Origin of the sequence: Streptomyces sp. NPDC086077 (assembly GCF_040686175.1) — a bacterium.
In the GTDB taxonomy this organism is placed as follows: Bacteria; Actinomycetota; Actinomycetes; order Streptomycetales; family Streptomycetaceae; genus Streptomyces.
The window spans coordinates 64224-81603 of the sequence record NZ_JBFBJT010000008.1 but is presented as its reverse complement, the minus strand read 5'-3'; the positions used below and the strand labels follow the sequence as shown (position 1 = coordinate 81603).

Annotated in this window: 15 protein-coding genes, 1 pseudogene and 1 riboswitch; of the genes and pseudogenes, 9 read left to right on the top strand and 7 right to left on the bottom strand. The window is 68.4% G+C overall.

The genetic code is table 11. The annotated features are described in order from the left end of the window. Positions 1-38: 38 nt before the first annotated feature. Positions 39-2522 carry a DNA helicase PcrA gene (gene pcrA / locus AB0O67_RS04345; RefSeq protein ID WP_365445850.1) on the bottom strand — a complete coding sequence of 828 codons (2484 nt, stop codon included), beginning with the start codon at positions 2520-2522 and terminating at the stop codon, positions 39-41. 366 nt (positions 2523-2888) lie between these two features. Then, positions 2889-3044: riboswitch (cyclic di-AMP (ydaO/yuaA leader) on the top strand. A gap of 7 nt (positions 3045-3051) precedes the next feature. On the opposite strand from pcrA, the pseudogene AB0O67_RS04340 reads away from it, so the two are divergent. Beyond that, a pseudogene (locus tag AB0O67_RS04340) lies at positions 3052-4228 on the top strand (NlpC/P60 family protein). An 88-nt stretch (positions 4229-4316) separates the two neighbouring features. Here AB0O67_RS04340 and AB0O67_RS04335 read toward each other — a convergent pair. Next, a complete protein-coding gene (locus AB0O67_RS04335; protein ID WP_365445847.1) occupies positions 4317-4670 on the bottom strand; it encodes a hypothetical protein in 354 nt (117 codons plus the stop codon). A 453-nt stretch (positions 4671-5123) separates the two neighbouring features. On the opposite strand from AB0O67_RS04335, the gene AB0O67_RS04330 reads away from it, so the two are divergent. After that, on the top strand, positions 5124-6191 hold the full coding sequence (locus tag AB0O67_RS04330; RefSeq protein ID WP_365445844.1) for an NlpC/P60 family protein: 1068 nt from the start codon (positions 5124-5126) through the stop codon (positions 6189-6191). 10 nt (positions 6192-6201) lie between these two features. On the opposite strand, the gene AB0O67_RS04325 is transcribed toward AB0O67_RS04330, so the two are convergent. Both AB0O67_RS04325 and AB0O67_RS04320 read right to left on the bottom strand, forming a co-directional pair. After that, positions 6202-6948 carry a response regulator transcription factor gene (locus AB0O67_RS04325; protein WP_365445841.1) on the bottom strand — a complete coding sequence of 249 codons (747 nt, stop codon included), beginning with the start codon at positions 6946-6948 and terminating at the stop codon, positions 6202-6204. Further along, positions 6945-8243 (bottom strand): PspC domain-containing protein, encoded by a 1299-nt coding sequence (locus tag AB0O67_RS04320; protein WP_365445838.1) that lies wholly within the window; start codon positions 8241-8243, stop codon positions 6945-6947. Before AB0O67_RS04320 ends, AB0O67_RS04325 begins: the two co-directional genes overlap by 4 nt. 580 nt (positions 8244-8823) lie before the next feature. Between AB0O67_RS04320 and AB0O67_RS04315 the strand changes: the two genes are divergently transcribed. Continuing rightward, positions 8824-10164, top strand: coding sequence for a PspC domain-containing protein (locus AB0O67_RS04315; RefSeq protein WP_365445906.1), 1341 nt, complete (start codon positions 8824-8826; stop codon positions 10162-10164). Then, entirely contained in the window at positions 10151-10390 is a 240-nt protein-coding gene (locus tag AB0O67_RS04310; protein ID WP_365445835.1) for a hypothetical protein, read from the top strand. Before AB0O67_RS04315 ends, AB0O67_RS04310 begins: the two co-directional genes overlap by 14 nt. Before the next feature lie 124 nt (positions 10391-10514). On the opposite strand, the gene AB0O67_RS04305 is transcribed toward AB0O67_RS04310, so the two are convergent. Further along, positions 10515-10658, bottom strand: coding sequence for a hypothetical protein (locus AB0O67_RS04305; RefSeq protein WP_365445909.1), 144 nt, complete (start codon positions 10656-10658; stop codon positions 10515-10517). 2 nt (positions 10659-10660) lie between these two features. Here AB0O67_RS04305 and AB0O67_RS04300 point away from each other — a divergent pair, with 2 nt between their 5' ends. The 5 genes from AB0O67_RS04300 to AB0O67_RS04280 all read left to right on the top strand — a co-directional run bounded on the left by AB0O67_RS04300 (position 10661) and on the right by AB0O67_RS04280 (position 15358). Continuing rightward, the gene (locus tag AB0O67_RS04300) at positions 10661-12208 is read left to right on the top strand and encodes a recombinase family protein (protein ID WP_365445832.1); all 1548 of its coding nucleotides are present in this window, start codon (positions 10661-10663) and stop codon (positions 12206-12208) included. 331 nt (positions 12209-12539) lie between these two features. After that, positions 12540-12749, top strand: a complete 210-nt coding sequence (locus tag AB0O67_RS04295; RefSeq protein ID WP_365445829.1) for a hypothetical protein — start codon at positions 12540-12542, stop codon at positions 12747-12749. Continuing rightward, positions 12733-13254, top strand: a complete 522-nt coding sequence (locus tag AB0O67_RS04290; RefSeq protein ID WP_365445826.1) for a DUF6879 family protein — start codon at positions 12733-12735, stop codon at positions 13252-13254. Before AB0O67_RS04295 ends, AB0O67_RS04290 begins: the two co-directional genes overlap by 17 nt. Positions 13255-13257: 3 nt before the next feature. Next, positions 13258-14088 carry a helix-turn-helix transcriptional regulator gene (locus AB0O67_RS04285; RefSeq protein ID WP_365445823.1) on the top strand — a complete coding sequence of 277 codons (831 nt, stop codon included), beginning with the start codon at positions 13258-13260 and terminating at the stop codon, positions 14086-14088. Positions 14089-14770: 682 nt separating this feature from the next. Then, complete coding sequence (locus AB0O67_RS04280; RefSeq protein WP_365445820.1) at positions 14771-15358, top strand: recombinase family protein; 588 nt, start codon at positions 14771-14773, stop codon at positions 15356-15358. Between the two features lies 1 nt (position 15359). Here the strand turns inward: AB0O67_RS04280 and AB0O67_RS04275 are convergent, their stop codons facing one another. Next, positions 15360-15899 carry a DoxX family protein gene (locus AB0O67_RS04275; RefSeq protein ID WP_365445817.1) on the bottom strand — a complete coding sequence of 180 codons (540 nt, stop codon included), beginning with the start codon at positions 15897-15899 and terminating at the stop codon, positions 15360-15362. 182 nt (positions 15900-16081) lie between these two features. Further along, positions 16082-17377, bottom strand: coding sequence for a hypothetical protein (locus AB0O67_RS04270; RefSeq protein ID WP_365445814.1), 1296 nt, complete (start codon positions 17375-17377; stop codon positions 16082-16084). Positions 17378-17380 lie beyond the last annotated feature (3 nt).

Genomic DNA, 17380 nt, shown 5'->3' with positions numbered 1-17380 from the left:
GGGACTCCGTCACGGAACCCCCGGCCCGGGCCGTACGGCTACAGCTTCTCCACCGGCGCGTACCGCAGCAGCAACCGCTTCGGCTTAGTGTCCCCGAAGTCGATCGTCGCCTCGGCGTTCCCCCCCGTGCCCTTCACCGCGACGACGGTGCCGAGCCCGAACTGGTCGTGCGTGACCCGGTCCCCCACCGCCAGCGCGACCACCGGCTGTTCGGCCGTCCGCCGGGTGGCGAATCCCGACGCACCCGACGCCGAGGAGCGCGAGCGGGACGAGGACAGGGAGGCCGCCACGCCCGAGACCGGGCCCGCGGGGGCCGCCGTGGCACCCGTGCGCTTCCAGTCCAGGTGCGCCCCGGGGATCTCCTCCAGGAAGCGGGACGGCGGGTTGTACTGCGGCTGGCCCCAGGCGCTGCGCATCACCGACCGCGTGAGGTACAGCCGCTCCCGCGCGCGGGTGATGCCGACGTACGCGAGCCGCCGCTCCTCCTCCAGCTCCTTGGTCTGGCCGAGGGCGCGCATGTGCGGGAAGACGCCGTCCTCCATGCCGGTGAGGAAGACGACCGGGAACTCCAGGCCCTTGGCGGTGTGCAGGGTCATCAGCGTGATGACGCCGTCACCGTCCTCCTCGTCGGGGATCTGGTCGGAGTCGGCGACCAGCGCGACCTGCTCCAGGAAGTCGGCCAGGGTCCCCGCCTCGCCCTCCGCGCGCTCCTGCTCGAACTCCAGGGCGACGGCGGCGAGTTCCTGGAGGTTCTCGATCCGGGTCTCGTCCTGGGGGTCGGTGGAGGTCTGCAACTCGGAGAGGTAGCCCGTGCGTTCGAGCACGGCCTCCAGGATCGTCGCCGGGCCGGCGCCGGAGTCCACGATGGTGCGGAGGTCCTCCATCAGCGTGTTGAAGCGCTTGACGGCGTTCGTGGAGCGCGCGGCCATGCCGTACGCCTCGTCGACCCGCTTGAGCGCCTGGGGGAAGCTGATCTTCTCGCGCTGGGAGAGCGCGTCGATCATGGCTTCCGCGCGGTCGCCGATGCCCCGCTTGGGGACGTTGAGGATCCGGCGCAGCGGGACCGAGTCCTCAGGGTTGGCCAGGACGCGCAGGTAGGCCAGGACGTCCCTGACCTCCTTGCGCTCGTAGAAGCGGACGCCGCCGACAACCTTGTAGGGCAGACCGACGCGGATGAAGATCTCTTCGAAAACACGGGACTGGGCGTTCGTACGGTAGAAAACCGCGACGTCGCCCGCCTTCGCGTCGCCGGCGTCCGTGAGTCGGTCTATCTCGTCGGCGACGAACTGCGCCTCGTCGTGCTCGGTGTCGGCGACGTAGCCGGTGATGCGCGCGCCCGCGCCCGCGTTGGTCCACAGGTTCTTGGGGCGGCGGGACTCGTTGCGCTCGATGACGGCGTTGGCGGCGGTGAGGATCGTCTGGGTGGAGCGGTAGTTCTGCTCCAGCAGGATCGTCGTCGCGTTCGGGTAGTCCTCCTCGAACTGGAGGATGTTGCGGATGGTCGCGCCGCGGAAGGCGTAGATCGACTGGTCGGCGTCGCCCACCACGCACAGCTCGGCGGGCGGCAGGTCGTCCTGGCCGGGTGGTACGTCGACGTCCTCAGCGGCACGCTCGCCGGTGCCGACGAGCTCGCGCACGAGGGCGTACTGGGCGTGGTTGGTGTCCTGGTACTCGTCGACCAGGACGTGCCGGAAGCGGCGGCGGTAGTGCTCGGCGACGTCCGGGAAGGCGCGGAGCAGGTTGACCGTCGTCATGATCAGGTCGTCGAAGTCGAGGGCGTTCGCCTCGCGCAAACGTGACTGGTACAGCGCGTACGCCTGGGCGAGGGTCTTCTCGAAGCCGTCGGTGGCCTGGGCGGCGAAGTCCTCCTCGTCGATCAGCTCGTTCTTGAGGTTGCTGATCTTGGCGCTGAAGGACTTGGGCGGGAAGCGCTTGGGGTCGAGGTCCAGGTCGCGGCAGACCAGGGACATCAGGCGCTTGCTGTCGGCGGCGTCGTAGATCGAGAAGGACGAGGTGAAGCCGAGCTTCTTGGACTCCCGGCGCAGGATGCGCACGCAGGCGCTGTGGAAGGTCATCACCCACATCGCGTTCGCCCTGGGGCCGACCAGTTGCTCGACGCGCTCCTTCATCTCGCCCGCGGCCTTGTTGGTGAAGGTGATCGCGAGGATCTGGCCCGGGTGCACCCCGCGCTCGGCGAGGAGGTGGGCGATGCGGTGGGTCAGGACCCGCGTCTTGCCGGAGCCGGCGCCGGCGACGATGAGCAGCGGGGAGCCGGAGTGGACGACGGCGGCGCGCTGGTTGTCGTTCAGCCCCTCCAGGAGCACGGCGGCGTCCAGGGCGGGGCGCGGGGCGCCGTCGCGGTAGTAGGCGTCCCGGTCCGGGGGCACGTCGAACTTCCCGCCGAACAGATCGTCCGGAAGCGCATCCGGAGCGTGATCGTCCTCGGGCGGCGGCGGAGGCTCCTCGTGGGCCCGTGGGGCCTGGAGGTCCGCCAGGAAGCTGTCGTCAAAGAGGCTGCTCATCGCTCTCCGAGTCTAGGGCGCCCCACTGACAACCCGCTCCCGCCCCGAGAACATACCGGCCACGAAAGGCCGGCGATCTTGCGGAGGAGCCCGCGATCACGGCCCGGGAAGGCGGCCGGTGAAGGCGGGGGGCGCCAGCGGACCATCATGCGGGTCCCGGCCCGTTATCGCCCGGCACCGGCGCTGACCAGGCGCTCACCGTCCGAACACGGTCTCACGCGGGGCGTGACCACCGGCCGAAGGTCACGAAAATGTATCGGGCATATCGCCCACCAACCTTCACACGGACCACACGAGTTGGCTACCGTGCCGGACAGGCCGCACGACTCTTACCGGCGAACGTCGCCGGGCCGCGCGGCCTCCGCCGAGTCCGATGCGCCCAAGGCAGCCGGAGCCGGGGACCCACCGAACTTGGGGTGAATCGGCCCAAATCCCTTCCGGGGAGCGGACCGTAGGGCAACCCTTCCGAACCACCCGCCCGAACCCGACAGCTAACCCGGTAGGCGGCAGATGGAAGGAGTCGCCTCCTTTGGCGTCGCACCGCAAGTCGCGCCCCACCGGCGCGCGGGTGGCAGGCATACGCACACCGGCCCTCGCCACCGCTGCCCTGACCTCCGTGGCCCTGCTCTCCCAGACCGCCAACGCCGAGCCCTCGGCCGACGACAAGCCGAGCCTCGAGGAGGTCGAGAAGAAGGTCGGCGATCTCTACCGCCAGGCGGAGTCGGCGACCGAGAAGTACAACGCGGCCAAGGAGAAGACCTCGAAGCAGCGCAAGCGCGTCGACACTCTCCTGGACGACGTTGCCCAGCGCGCACAGAAGCTGAACGAGGCGCGTGAGGAGCTGGGGTCGTACGCCGCCGCCCAGTACCGCTCCGGGGCCTCCGTCCCCGACACCGCCACCTTCCTGCTCGCCGACTCCCCGCAGGACTACTTCGACCAGAACCAGCTGATGGGCCGTCTGACCAGCCGCCAGAAGAGCGCGGTCGACGAGTACTTCACCGAGCAGTCGGCGACGATGAAGAAGCGCCAGGAGGCCACTCGGAGTCTGGAGACGCTCACCGAGTCGCAGAGCGATCTGCAGTCGGGCCAAGGCCACCGTCCAGAAGAAGCTCGCCGACGCGCGGGCACTGCTGTCGGCTCTGACCGCCGAGGAGAAGGCCCGCCTCGCGGCGATCGAGAAGAAGAAGCAGGAGGAGGCCGAGCGCAAGGCCGCCGAGCTCGCCCGGCAGCAGGAGCAGCGGCGTCAGGAGGCGGCGCAGCGCGAGCGGGAGTCCTCGAACGCCGATACCTCGGCAGGCACGGGCGACGAGTCCGGCTCCGGAGACTCCGCGTCGGACTCCGGGTACGGCACCAAGGCGGAGAAGGCGCTCGCCTTCGCCCGCGCCCAGATCGGCAAGCCGTACGTCTGGGGTGCCACCGGCCCCGAGTCCTACGACTGCTCCGGCCTCACCCAGGCCGCCTGGAAGGCCGCCGGCGTCACCCTCCCGCGCACCACCTACGACCAGGTCGACGCCGGGACGACGGTCTCCGTCGCCGCCGCCCGGCCGGGCGACCTGGTCTTCTTCTACGACGACATCACCCACGTCGGCCTGTACATCGGCAACGGCATGATGATCCACGCCCCGAAGCCCGGCGCGTACGTCCGCGAGGAGTCCGTCTACTACGACGGCGAGTCCTCCATCCACAGCGTCGTCCGCCCGGCCTGACAAGGGCGCCGCGAGGCGGCCGGAGAGGCGATCGAAGGGCACGCGCGCGTGCGGCGGTTTCCGTGGCACGCGCGCGTGGGGCGGTGCGTCAGGTCCAGAGCACGGCGATGAAGACGTTCGCCGTGGTCAGTAGCCCCACCAGAGCGAACATGCCCTTGTCCACCTTCTCGTCGTCCCGTTTCACGTAGACGAGGCCGAGGATCACGATCAGCAGCGCCAGTTTCACGCCGATCTTGATGTTGTTGACGGGCTGGTCGTCCGCCTGGTTGAGGCCGACCAGGATCACGCCGGTGACCAGCATGGTCAGTGCGCCGTGCAGCATCGCCGGGACGAATCGCGCGGTGCCCTGGCCCATCGCCTTCATCTGGGTGAGGAAACCACCGAGGAGGGAGGCGATGCCGATGATGTGCAGGCCGACGAAGAGGTGGATGAGTACGTCCATGGGGCCGGAGCCTAATCAGGCAGTTCAGGGCCGCCCGACACCGGGCCGCCCATGGCACACAGGGCGACTGCATATATGCGCCATAGCACCCTCGCGCCTCCTCCCGCCCCGGAATCGCCGCATCGGTCATCGCACTGCGTGAAGGCGACGGCCGCGAATCGCGAGCTCGATCACATACGGTCACCCGCTGTTTCCCTCGCGTCACTTCCGCACAAGACGTCACCGTACCGACACGCCCGGGCTTAGCGTCCTCCACCAGGTGACCGGCTCCCCACCGCCGCCCTGGCCGGGGGCGGCAGCCGGGCACCACCGCCGAGAAGGTCCGGCGGTGCCCCGCATCCCCTGCGCGGGGCGCCGCCGGACGCGTCAGCCGCCCCGGAGCGGTCGTACGTCCACCCGGTGGCCGTACGGACCGGCGGTCGCCCGAGTCGTACGAAAGGACGTGCAGTCCACGTGGCAGCGCACCGCAAGCCCCGACCACGCTCGGCCCACGGCACCAGGGCCCGCACGGCGGCGACGATCGCCCTCGCGGGCGCGGCGACCGCCACGGGCCTCGACGGGACCGGCCACGCCGAGCCGCAGCTGACGCCGGCGCAGGTCAAGGCCAAGGTGGACAAGCTGTACCAGGAGGCGGAGGTCGCCACCGAGAAGTACAACGGCGTGCGGGAGGAGACCCGGGCGGCACAGAAGCGGCTGGGCAGCCTCCAGGACGAGGCGGCCCGCAAGGAGGACCGGCTCAACTCCGCCCGCGACGCCCTCGGTTCTTACGCGGCCGCCCAGTACCGGGACGGCGGCCTGGACCCCGCGCTGCAACTGGCGCTCTCCGACGACCCCGACCGGTATCTCGACGGCGCCGCCTTCGCCGAACGCGCCGGCGACCGGCAAGCGGCCGCCGTCACACGCGTCCGCCGGCAGCTGCGGGAGATCGAGCAACTGCGCGGCGCCACCCGCGTCGAACTGGCCTCGCTCCAGTCCCGGCAGGCCGAGCTCAACCGGCACAAGAAGACCGTCACCGGCAAGCTGGACGAGGCGCGGCAGTTACTGTCCCGGCTGACGGCCGAGGAGCGGGCGCGATTCGCGCAGGGCGACGGCACGGACCGCGCCTCGCGCGCCTCGACGGCCGGCCGGGACGCCCTCCAGGCCCCGGGCTCCGCCACCGCGGCGGCGCCCAACTCCCGTGCCGCCGCGGCCGTCTCGTACGCCTACCAGAAGCTCGGCAGCCCCTACGTCTGGGGCGCCACCGGCCCCGACGCCTTCGACTGCTCGGGCCTCATGCAGGCGGCGTACCGCTCCGCCGGGGTGGCCCTGCCCCGCACCACCTACGCCCAGATCGACGCCGGCCGCCGCGTCTCGCGCTCCGAACTTGCCCCCGGTGACCTGGTGTTCTTCTACTCCGGCATCAGCCACGTCGGCCTCTACGTCGGCAACGGCCAGATGATCCACGCGCCCAACCCCTCGGCCCCGGTGCGGCTGGCGCCGATCGACCAGATGCCGTTCGCCGGGGCGACCAGGGTCGTGTGACGCGCGCTCGTCACACCAGCCGACGGGCCGTCGCCCAGCGGGTCAGCTCGTGCCGGTTGGAGAGCTGGAGCTTGCGCAGCACCGCCGAGACGTGGGACTCGACGGTCTTCACCGAGATGTACAGCTGCTTGGCGATCTCCTTGTAGGCGTAGCCGCGGGCGATGAGCCGCAGGACCTCCCGCTCACGCTGGGTGAGTCGGTCCAGGTCCTCGTCGACAGGCGGGGCGTCGGTGGAGGCGAAGGCGTCGAGGACGAAGCCGGCGAGACGCGGTGAGAAGACCGCGTCGCCCTCCTGGACCCGGAAGACCGAGTCGACCAGGTCCGTGCCGGTGATCGTCTTCGTGACGTATCCCCGTGCGCCGCCGCGGATCACGCCGATCACGTCCTCGGCCGCGTCCGAGACGGACAAGGCCAGGAAACGGACCGGCTGCTCGGGGTCGGCCATCAACGGAGCGCAGCGGCGCAGCACTTCGACGCCGCCGCCGCCCGGCAGGTGCACGTCGAGGAGGACGACCTCGGGGCGGGTCGCGGTGATGACCGTGACCGCCTGGTCGACGTCCGCGGCCTCGCCGACGACCTCGACGCCGGTCTCGTCGGTCCGGCCGATCTCGGCCTGCACGCCCGTGCGGAACATCCGGTGGTCGTCGACGAGCACCACGCGCACGTGCCGCCCTCCCACACCGCCGCCCGGCGTCTGTGCGGGCTCGGCCGACTCCTCCGCTCCCGCCGTTCCGTTCGCCTCGGTCGGGTCGCTCATGACGTCTTCTCCGCCCTCTCCATCTCCAGCTCGACCTCCGTGCCACCGTCCGGCACCGCCCGCAGCCGGGCCGTACCGCCGTTGCGCTCCATGCGGCCGATGATCGATTCTCTGACGCCCATGCGGTCGGCGGGTATCGAGTCGAGGTCGAAGCCTGGACCGCGGTCCCGGACGGACACGAAGACCGTCTTTCCCTCGACCTCGGCGAAGACCTGCACGGCGCCGCCGTCGCCACCGTACTTGGCGGCGTTCACCATGGCCTCGCGCGCGGCCTGCATTTGTGCGCCGATCCTCTCGTCGAGCGGGCAGTCGCCGACCACGACGACCTCTATGGGGACGCCGTGCTTGTCCTCGATCTCCGCGGCGTTGCGCCGCACCGCGTCGGCGAGGGTGGTCGGCTCGTCGACCTCGTCCTTGCCGGTGCCCTCCGGTTTGTAGAGCCAGGTGCGCAGGTCGCGCTCCTGGGCTCGGGCCAGGCGGCGCACCTCGCCGGGGTTCTCCGCGTTGCGCTGTATCAGCGTCAGGGTGTGCAGCACCGAGTCGTGGACGTGGGCGGCGACCTCCGCGCGCTCCTGGGCGCGGATGCGCATCAGACGCTCCTCGGAGAGGTCCTGGGTCATACGGACCAGGTACGGCCCGGCGAGAAGCGTTATCCCGACCAGCACCGCGAGGGCCGCCTGAAGCACCGAGCCGAGGTGGGCCGCGGAGCCCTGGAGCACGAAGACGCCCGTGACACCGGCCGTGACCAGCAGGACGCCGGCGACCGCGCGCAGCAGGCCGAGGGTGCGCTTGCGGCGGCCGACCTCGACCCAGCGGGCCCGGCGGGCGTTGTCCGCCTGGCGCCATACCAGGGCGACACCGGCGCCGACCAGCACGGCCGGCAGGAGGTAGGCCTGGGCGCCGCCGCCCAGGTTCACATTGCCGACGAAGACCATGGCCACGACGACCATGAGGAGCAGGGCGACGATCTGGCCCTTGTCCGGTCTGCGGGCCACGAGCTTCTTACGGCCGTCGGGAGAGGTCTCGGCGGCGACCAGCGACGGCGGCTTCTGCGCCTCGACGCCGCCGACGCCCAGCGGCACGAAGAACCAGAAGGCGGCGTACAGCAGCGCGCCGAGGCCGTCGGCCGTGAACAGGCCGACGAACACCAGGCGCACCCAGATGACGGGCAGGCCGAGATGCCCGGCGAGCCCCCGCGCCACGCCACCGAGCCAGCGTCCGTCACTGCTGCGGTAGAGCTTGCGCGGCGGCCGCGGTTCGTCGAGAGGCGCTGCTGCGGTTGCGGCTTCCGGCATGCCATTGATGGTCACATGACCGGCGGGCCGGAGCATCAGGGTCGGCCCCCGAGACTCCCCTGATCTTCGAACCGCGGGCCGGTCGAACGCCTCCCCGCCTCGACTCAGGGGCGATATCAGGGTCCGGCCAGGGTCATACCGACTCCCGCGGCGGCGGCTCGCCCGTCACCATGGACTCATGACTGATCACCAGCACGCCGCGGATGCCGTGCCCGGCGCGGGCACCGCGTCCGACGCCGCGGCCGCGACGGCCGCGGGTGAGGATCCGCGCGCGCACGAGGGCGCGGGCGCGACCGGGAAGGGCGGCACGAACGCGGACGACGAGACCGGCAGGCCCCGAGGCCCGGGCGTGCTCGGCGAGTCCGGCGACGCTGGCGCGCCAGATTCCGGCCAGCCCGGCGGTGCTGGCATGCCCGGCGATCCCGGAGTGCCCGGCAATCCAGGCGTACCCGGTGGTCCCGGTCTCCCCGGTGGTCCCGGCGTGCTCGGCGAATCCGGCGGGCCCGGCGATGCCGGCACGCCCGGCCGTGCTGGCACGTCCGGAGCACCCGGAGGCTCAGGCGTACCCGGCGATTCCGGAATGCCCGGCGGGCCCGGCGCGCTCGGGGACTCCGGCGTGCCCGGAGCGCCCGGCGGTCGCAGGCCACTGGAGCCCCCGCACAAGTTCCGGCGGGACCGGCGGCACAAGATGATCGCCGGCGTGTGCGCCGGACTGGGGCGGCAGTGCGACATGGACCCGGTGATCTTCCGGATCACCCTCGCCGTGCTCTCCGCGACCGGCGGTATCGGTCTCCTCTTCTACGGTTTCGCCTGGCTCTTCGTCCCGTACGACGACAAGGACGAGAACGAGGTCCGCAAGCTCCTGACCGGCCGGGTCGACGGACAGGCCCTCGCCGCCGTGCTGTTCGCGCTGGTCGGCTGCGGGGTCTTCCTGGCGATGCTGAAGAACGGCGGCGTGCTGACCTTCGCCGTCATCCTCTCCCTCCTTCTCGCGGGCGCCGGTTACTGGTCGCAGCGCCGGGGCGCCCCCGATCCCGACCCGCTGGCGGCGCAGGCCGTCGCGGACGCCCCGCCGGAGGCGATGGCACCGCCGGCCCCCACCGCATACCCCTCCTGGTGGCGGGACCCGATCGTCAAGGACGGTACGCACGTCGGCGGCACCGGCTATCTGTGGGGCCCCAGCGAGTCCGCCGACAGCGACATCGCGGCGGCGGTCAACATCAGCTTCGGTCCGGACACCGGCCCCCAGACCCCCCTCACCCCGCGCACCGCACCGTCCAGGCAGCGCGGCCCGCGCTGGATAGGCGGCTGGGTCTTCCTGTTCGCGCTGCTGGCGGGAGCCATCGGCACGCGCGTGACCTGGCAGGAGCAGCCGTTGGGGACGAGTCTGCAGACAGGCCTGGCCTGCGCCCTCGTCGTCATCGGGCTGGGCATCGCCGTCAGTTCGTTCCTGGGCCGTACGGGAGCCGGGTCGATCTTCCTGGCCATCCTCACGGCGGGGCTGCTGGCCGCGGCGGCGGCGCTGCCCAAGGACATCGGGACGGAGTGGATGCGCACGACCTGGCGGCCGGCCGCGGTGGCCGACGTCGCGCCGAGATACGACCTGGGCACCGGCGTCGGCACCCTGGACCTGACTCGGCTGAACCCGGCCAAGGGTCAGACGGTGTCCCTGGACGCCGAGGTGGGCGTGGGCCGGCTGCGGGTGATCGTGCCGCCGGACGTGACGGTGAAGGCGAACATCGACGTGGGGGTGGGTGACATCCAGTTGCCGGGCGAGCAGAAGAAGGACGTGGACGTGGAGCCGGGCAAGTACCGGGAGGTGACGCTCGCTCCGGCGGCGGGCACCAGGAACGCCGGCACGGTCGATCTCGACCTCAAGGTGGGCGTCGGTCAGGTGGAGGTGAGCCGTGCCGCGTCATGAGTTCCAGCCGGGCAGGCTGGTGGCGGGAGTGGTCGTCACCGCGGCAGGTGCCCTGTATGCCGGTGACGCGGGGGGCGCCTGGGAGACACCATGGTTCGTGGTGATCCCCCTGATGGCGGGCGGCCTGTGCCTGGCCGCCGTGGCCGGGATGGTGGGCCGGGGCATACGCCGCCGTGCGGGCGGCCGCGCGAACCGCGGAGAGACATGGGCGAGCACGTCACGCTGAGAGGCCCCGCCGAGGGTGCCCGACCGGCACGGGGCCGGCCAAACCAGCGGCGGCCATCCCCGGTCGGGCGCTAGGGACATCAACCCCGCCGGCGACCCGGCAGGCGACCCGGATGGCGGCCGCGCTAGCGATACCCGCCTGCCCGCTCCCGCCGCCGGGATCGCAACGCCGCGTCCACGGAGAGGATCGACGCACCGGCGAGGACGAGGGGGATCCAGGCCATCAGATAGACGAGGTCACTTGCGTACCGCTGTTGTAGGGTCACCATCCATGAAGCCTGTGCGTGTACTGATCGCCCTCAGGATCAGCAACGAGACCGACGCGTCCACCTCATTGGAACGACAGCTCCAGGACTGCACGGCCTACGTGAACGAGAGGCAGCATCTCGGGTGGCAGGTGGTGGGAGTAGCCAGAGACGCTCACATCTCCGCCACCAAGTCACATCCCTTCGAGAGACCGGAACTCGGGGAGTGGCTGAACAATCGGGCTCCAGAATTCGACCTGTTGCTGTTCTGGAAGATGGACAGATTCGTCCGCAAGGTCGTCGACATGCAAGACATGATCAAGTGGGCGACCGCACACGGCGGTAAGGCCTTGGTTTCGGTCAAGGAACCTGTGCTCGACATGGTCGGCCCTTTCCGGCACGTCATCATCGACCTGTTCGCGGCCATCGCCGAGACCGAAGCCCAGAACATTTCCATGCGAGTCAAGTCGTTCCAGAGCTACGCCAAGTCAAAGAACGTCTGGGCTAAGGGCAACCCTCCCTACGGCTACGAGTCCTTCCGTGACACCGACGGCGCAATGAGGCTTCGAGTTCGGGAAAATCAAAGGCAAGTAATTCGGGAGATGTACAAGCGAGTAGTCGAGGACGGAGAACCTTACTCAACCATCTGCAACGACTTCAACACCAGGGGGATTCTCTCCCCTGCGGGCGAGAGGATGTCGGACCGCCGAAAAAAGAACGGTACATCTATGCCCGTATGGCGGAGCCGTACCATCACCAACATTCTGAGGTCAGAAACCATCCTCGGCTGGAAGTGCGAGGAAGTGAAGGTTCCCGGAAAGAAGTACGGGGTATCACAAGCCATCCTCACTTCCGAGGGGAAGATCCGGATGGCGGACCCCATTCTCACAGACGATGAATGGGCGAAGCTCCAGGATGAGATGAACGGACGTCCTGGTGCCGCCCGTCGCTCCACCAAGAACACGACTGCCTATCGCGGAGTGGTGCGCTGCGGCGGATGCGGCAAAAACCTGTACCTCTTCAACCCGGAGAGACAGCAAGGCAAGCCCGTGTACCGATGCAATAAGTCAGCAAATCGGGATTCCTGCGGCAAGGGGTACGCCTTCCGGGCCGAGAAGGTGGAGGAGCTTGTCGAGACGATGATCCTCGGAACCATCGGGGACTTCCCTATGCATGAGCGCCACTATGTCAAAGGCTCGAACAACTCTCAGAGGCTCCAGGAGATCGAAGAGTACGTAACAGAACTCCAGAGATCCATCCGCCCTGGCGGAAAGAACTCATCGGGATTCGCAAAGAAGGCCACAGAAGAAGAGATTGCTGCTCTCTACGAAGAACACGACTCCCTGGCCGCCGAAGGAGACAAGCCTGACAGGTACGAGTACCGGGACACCGGGGAGACCTTCCGCCACATGTGGGAGAGGAACAAAGACAATGAAGCCGAGAGGACGCGTCACCTGCTGAAGGCAGGGATCAGCATCCGGCTGCATCCCCTCACCAAGGGAGTCTCCAACACCACCGACTTCGGTGGAGAGGTGGACCTAGGAAACAGAAGTGAGCCATTCACTATTCACTGACTCAGAGGGCCTCCCTCTTGAGGGGGAGGCCCTCTAGTACTAGTGACTCCTAGAGGCTCTGTTCGTGGGGGGTATATACAACCCCCCACATAAATAATGTACGCGTCCTTTGCCTGGTTCCGGGACAACAGCTTGAACAGCTGAGAGCAGGGTCACACCGCACGCGGCCGACAGCGCCCCTCAGGGGACCGCACAGGACGAGGGGCAGCGTGGTCAAAGATCTTTTATTCCGCATCGGGAATAGTTCGGTTCCAGCATGGACGAGGAACAACAGCCTACGTAGCGTCGATCAGCAAGAGCCCCAACAGGGGTCACAGACGAGGGGGGCACCATGGCACGTGAGGAACTGACCCGTCTCACCGGCAAGTTCGACGGACCCAACTGCGATGACGACGACTGCCCGAACGTCTACCGCACGGCAAGTGGCTCCATCGTGGTCCAGGGGGACGTGTCCAGCGCCTTCCAGCCGCCCGAGGGTGAGGCCCTTGTGGAGATCCCCGAAGCAGTGCTCAGGGAGGCCGTACGTGCTCTTGGATGGTGATGAGTGGCGCAGGACGTTCGACGCCTTCCAGCGTGACGCCTGGCGGTTCGAGGCTCAGCCCACGTACACCATGCCCAAGGAGACCGAGAACGTTGCTCGGTTCCTTCGGGGGGAGCCCAAGCCCACCGACCACAACTCACGCTGGCATGAGCGCGTACACGACTACGTGGCATCGGGACGGAGTATCGGGCGAGTACGAATCGTACGACAACCGTTGACGGACTATCAGCGATACCAATTCGCTTGGGGAATCCCCGGGAACATCCAAGCCGGGGAGGATATCCGCATCCTGGATGTCACACACGATGACTACGGTCTGCCGCTCTCGGGAACCGACTGGTGGATGTTCGACGAGACACATGTGGTGCACCTCAACTTCCGACCGGACGGGACACAGATCAACCGTGAACTGTTCAATGGAGACGTCACTCCGTATCTGGAGTGGAAGCGCATAGCTCTGGCCCACTCCGTACCGTTCTTCGAGTACGTGAAAGAAGCCGAGTGACGAGTGACGTTCGATCCTGAGCAGCTAGGGCAGTCGAAAAATGATCTGGCAGAAAAGCTGCGCGAGTTGCGTAAGCGAGCCGGTCTCACGGGAGATCGGCTCGCAAGGCGCTGCAGCATGTCCCAGAGTCAGATCAGCAAGTTCGAAACTGGCAAGAAGACGCCGAAGCTGGTCGACGTCGAACGGATCCTTCGAGCCCTGGACGCTCCCCCTGAGTTGGTTACAGAGGTTACCGCCCTTGCTCGAATCGCCAACACCGAGTGGCAGGACAAGCGCTCTTCCTGGCGCAGGGGAATGGAGAAGCGTCAGACGGAGTTGGCCTCACTGGAGTCTGAAGCGACGGAGCTGCGGTACTTTCTGCCGGCGATGGTCACAGGACTGTTGGCGACACCGGAATACATCCGCGCCAGCCTGAGCCACACGCCGGGCGACCCTTCCAAGACCATCACGAGGAAACTGGAGCGTCAGGCCGTTCTCTTCGACACGACGAAGACGTTCACATTTCTCCTCACGGAACAGGCAATCAGGTGGGCAGTCATCCCTCACTCCGCCCTGGCAGTTCAGATTGACCGTCTCACATCAGTCTCCCACCTTCCCAACATCCGCATGGGAGTTATCCCGATAGGGACGGTGATACCACGAGGACCGATGAACACCTTCACCGTCTATGACGACCGGATGGCCACGGTCGAGAACTTCACTGGCCGCATGATCTTTCGTGATCCCCGCGACATCTCTGAGTACCTTGCCGTCTTTACCTCGTTCGAGCGTCACGCTCTATTCGGCGGCGAAGCAAGAGAGTTGCTTGAGCAGTGCGCAGAGCACTATCGATGATCTTTAGTCAGGAAAGGGAATATTGATCGGCGTTGCTCGCCAACTGGTGGACCATGAATGGGTCACGAAACCGGGGAGGACTGATGGCGAGCACACAGCAACCTCAGGGCTACGGGCTCACCGAACTGCCGCCAGAGCCAAGAGCGGTTCCAGGATGCAGCGCCTGTCTCGACATCTGCGTACGTCGGAGGAATTCCCGGTCGAGAGGCGACCACAGCGCCGTATCTGATGCGAACGTCGAGCTGCGCCAGCACCACTCCGAGGCGCACAACTCATGAGCTCTGAGAAGGCGGTTGGACTCTTCGACGACCGCCCCTTGATGACCATGCGCGTCTCCCGCGACTCAGGTAAGACCTGGGCGCCCGAGCGAAGCGTGTCCACGGCGGACGATCTTCAGCCCCTCATCACCCTGGCTTGGCCTCCCTGCCAGTGCACACGGTGCACGAAGCGCGGTAAGTCCTGAAACCCGTACAGCGTCGAAGGAACCTGCCCCTGCGGTCCACGCCAGGGACACCCATCCTCATTACCCCCGAGTGCATGCCGCAGGTCGTGTCTCAGAAACCTTGGTTTACGAGACGGCACCCAACAAGACCCCAGGAGCCCCACAGGGGTGTCCAAAACCCGTCTCACAATCACTTCGGATGACTTGTAGTTTTGAGACGAGTTGTGAGACGTTGGGCATGTGACGACAACTACCACCGGCCACCTCATCGGCTACGCCCGAGTCTCAACCGACGACCAGGAAGCACAGCTTCAGAGGGATGCACTCACCGAGGCGGGATGCTCCCGGATCTTCGAAGACAAGGCATCCGGCAAGAACACCGATCGCCCTGAGCTGGCAGCCGTGCTCGACTACCTGAGAGAGGGTGACACCGTCGTCGTCTGGAAGCTCGACAGGCTTGGCAGGTCCCTCATCGACCTTGTGAGCATCGTGGACGGCCTTAGGGGCCGTGGCATCGGCTTCAAGGTACTGACGGGGGCTCTCAGCGCCGTGGACACGACCTCCGCCGACGGCCGTCTCTTCTTCCAGATCATCGCCGCCATGGCGGAGTTCGAGCGCTCCCTCATCAAGGACAGGACCAAGGCCGGACTGGAAGCGGCCAAGACGCAGGGGCGCACCGGAGGACGACCCACGGTCATCACTGATGATCTCCTCGCCGCGGCCAAGGCGAGGAAAGCCAAGGGCGAGAGCGTCAGCGCCATAGCCAAGACTCTGGGAGTGTCCAGAGCAACTCTGTACCGGCACCTGTCCGACCAGGAGCAGCGCTGACTTACCGCCAGGCCCCCGCCACGTCCCGTCCCCGCCGTCGGCGCCTGATCAGGGCATCCAGTGACCAGTAAGGCGCTCCGGCCAGCACCAGCGGCACCCAGCAAAACATGTACGGGAGATCGTTGCCGTAGTAGTACGGGTCGGAGGCCCAGCTCACGGTGAGCCAGAGGCTGAGGGAGATCAGCGCGCCCCCGAAGGCGGCGAGGCGGGAGAGCAGACCCAGGAGGGTGCCGATGCCGACGGCGAGTTCGCCGGCCGCGATGGCGTAGCCGAAGGCGACGGGGTTCTCCAGGGCGAGGTCGACCAGGGCCGGGATGGCCGAGGAGTCCCGGACGGTGCGCATCGTGTCGCCGATCGAGCCCGAGCCGGCTGCCTGGAGGAACGCGCTGTCGGTGAGTTTGTCGAGCCCGGCGTAGATGAAGGTGATGCCGAGGAAGACGCGAAGGGGGAGGAGAGCGTAGCGGGTGGCCGTGTCGCGCCAGTCGCCGCGACCGCCGTCGTAGGGGGCACTTCGGGTATCGGTACGAATACTGTGAGTCATCGATGCGTAGCCGCCTCTCGGACGCCGTGCCGTGGCCCTCAAATGACCATACGTATGAAAGGCAGAACCCGCTCAGGTACGAACAGGCCCGATTTCGTAACGCTCGGCGCTTCGTTCGAGTCGCGGCGCCCGCAAGCCCGCCACCCCGCGGCTCCCGCGACCCCGCGGCTCCCGCGACCCCACTACTCCGTCACGTCGATGACGTACGCGTTCGTCTCCACGCCGGCCGCCGTGACCACCCGCACCTCCACCCGGCCCGGTTCCACCTCGGCCGGTACCGGCACGGTCAGGAGGGCGTCCGTCGGGTTGCTGAAGCCGCCGGTGATCGGGACCAGCGGGACGTGGACGTGGACGGGGCCGATACGGACGACCATGCGGGAGAGCCGGTCGGCGGTGCCGGCGCCCGGGGGGACGAAGCCCGCGCCGCGGATCTCGATGTCCTCGCCGGTGCGGATGGGCGCGTCCAGGTCACCGGCCTCCCGGGCGCGGACGACGGAGAGGACGACGGGGCGCCCGCCCTCGGCGTACTTGCCGGCGAGGTAGGTGGCGGCCGACACCAGGACCACCACCGCCAGCCCCCACGGCAGGTCGGGCAGCTGGTCGGGGCGGCGGGCCAGCCGTACCGCCGCGAACACCAGGGCGACGGCGCTGATGACGACGTACTGGATGTCGGCGAAGGTGCCCCGACCCGAGTCGTCCGTCAGCAGGTCGGCAGCCCTCGGCCGGTCCGCGCGTACCTTCTGGAGCCGTTGCCCGAGGACGCGCAGCCCGACCACCCGCCGGACCAGCACGGCGATCCCGCAGGCCACGGCGAGGACCGTCACCACCCCGGCGCCCCGGGCGATTTCGAGGCCGCCGATCAGCTCGTCGCGTGCGCCGGGCGAGGAGGCGGCGGCGAGCTGCCCCGCCAGCACGAGCACGGCGTAAGCGACGAACAGCACCCACATCGCGGCGACGGCACGGGAGGTCGACAGACGGTTGTCCTCACCCACGATGGGGGCCAGGACGCCACCCCGGGCCCGGTGGAAGAAGGACGCCGCCGTCAGGGCGACCGCGACCAGTACCGCCGCGAGCAGTCCGGCCGTGCGGGCCGTCGTCCAGCCCGCGCCGATCGCCGTCAGCGACTGCGCGAGCAGCAACAGCAGGACGAGCGCCCAGATCACGCCCGTCGTGCGGCGCCACAGGCGGGACAGCCAGGCCTCGCCCTCGGCGCGGGCGCGTTCGGCGACCGCCGCCGCGGACTGGGTCAGTTCGTCGGAGACCCACTGGCGGGAGGCCGACGCCGAGTGGGCCACGGCCGCGGGCAGATTCTGCCCGGCCGCGAACTCGTCGCGCTTCAGCAGGAACGCGGCCACCGCCCGCCGGTGTCCGGCACGTGCCCCGTGCGGACAGTCCCCGCAGGTGCAGCCACCGTCGTGAGCGCTACCCAACGCGCCCGTGCGCGCTTGTGCGCTCTGCCTCGCCTCCTGCACCGCCACGCC

Excerpts from the sequence above, each read along its gene's own strand:
- pcrA (WP_365445850.1), bottom strand. The coding sequence starts at position 2,522 with ATGAGCAGCCTCTTTGACGACAGCTTCCTGGCGGACCTCCAGGCCCCA.
- AB0O67_RS04335 (WP_365445847.1), bottom strand. The coding sequence starts at position 4,670 with ATGGACGTACTCATCCACCTCTTCGTCGGCCTGCACATCATCGGCATC.
- AB0O67_RS04325 (WP_365445841.1), bottom strand. The coding sequence starts at position 6,948 with ATGAGCGACCCGACCGAGGCGAACGGAACGGCGGGAGCGGAGGAGTCG.
- AB0O67_RS04320 (WP_365445838.1), bottom strand. The coding sequence starts at position 8,243 with ATGCCGGAAGCCGCAACCGCAGCAGCGCCTCTCGACGAACCGCGGCCG.
- AB0O67_RS04315 (WP_365445906.1), top strand. The coding sequence starts at position 8,824 with ATGCCCGGCGGGCCCGGCGCGCTCGGGGACTCCGGCGTGCCCGGAGCG.
- AB0O67_RS04305 (WP_365445909.1), bottom strand. The coding sequence starts at position 10,658 with ATGGTGACCCTACAACAGCGGTACGCAAGTGACCTCGTCTATCTGATG.
- AB0O67_RS04300 (WP_365445832.1), top strand. The coding sequence starts at position 10,661 with ATGAAGCCTGTGCGTGTACTGATCGCCCTCAGGATCAGCAACGAGACC.
- AB0O67_RS04295 (WP_365445829.1), top strand. The coding sequence starts at position 12,540 with ATGGCACGTGAGGAACTGACCCGTCTCACCGGCAAGTTCGACGGACCC.
- AB0O67_RS04275 (WP_365445817.1), bottom strand. The coding sequence starts at position 15,899 with ATGACTCACAGTATTCGTACCGATACCCGAAGTGCCCCCTACGACGGC.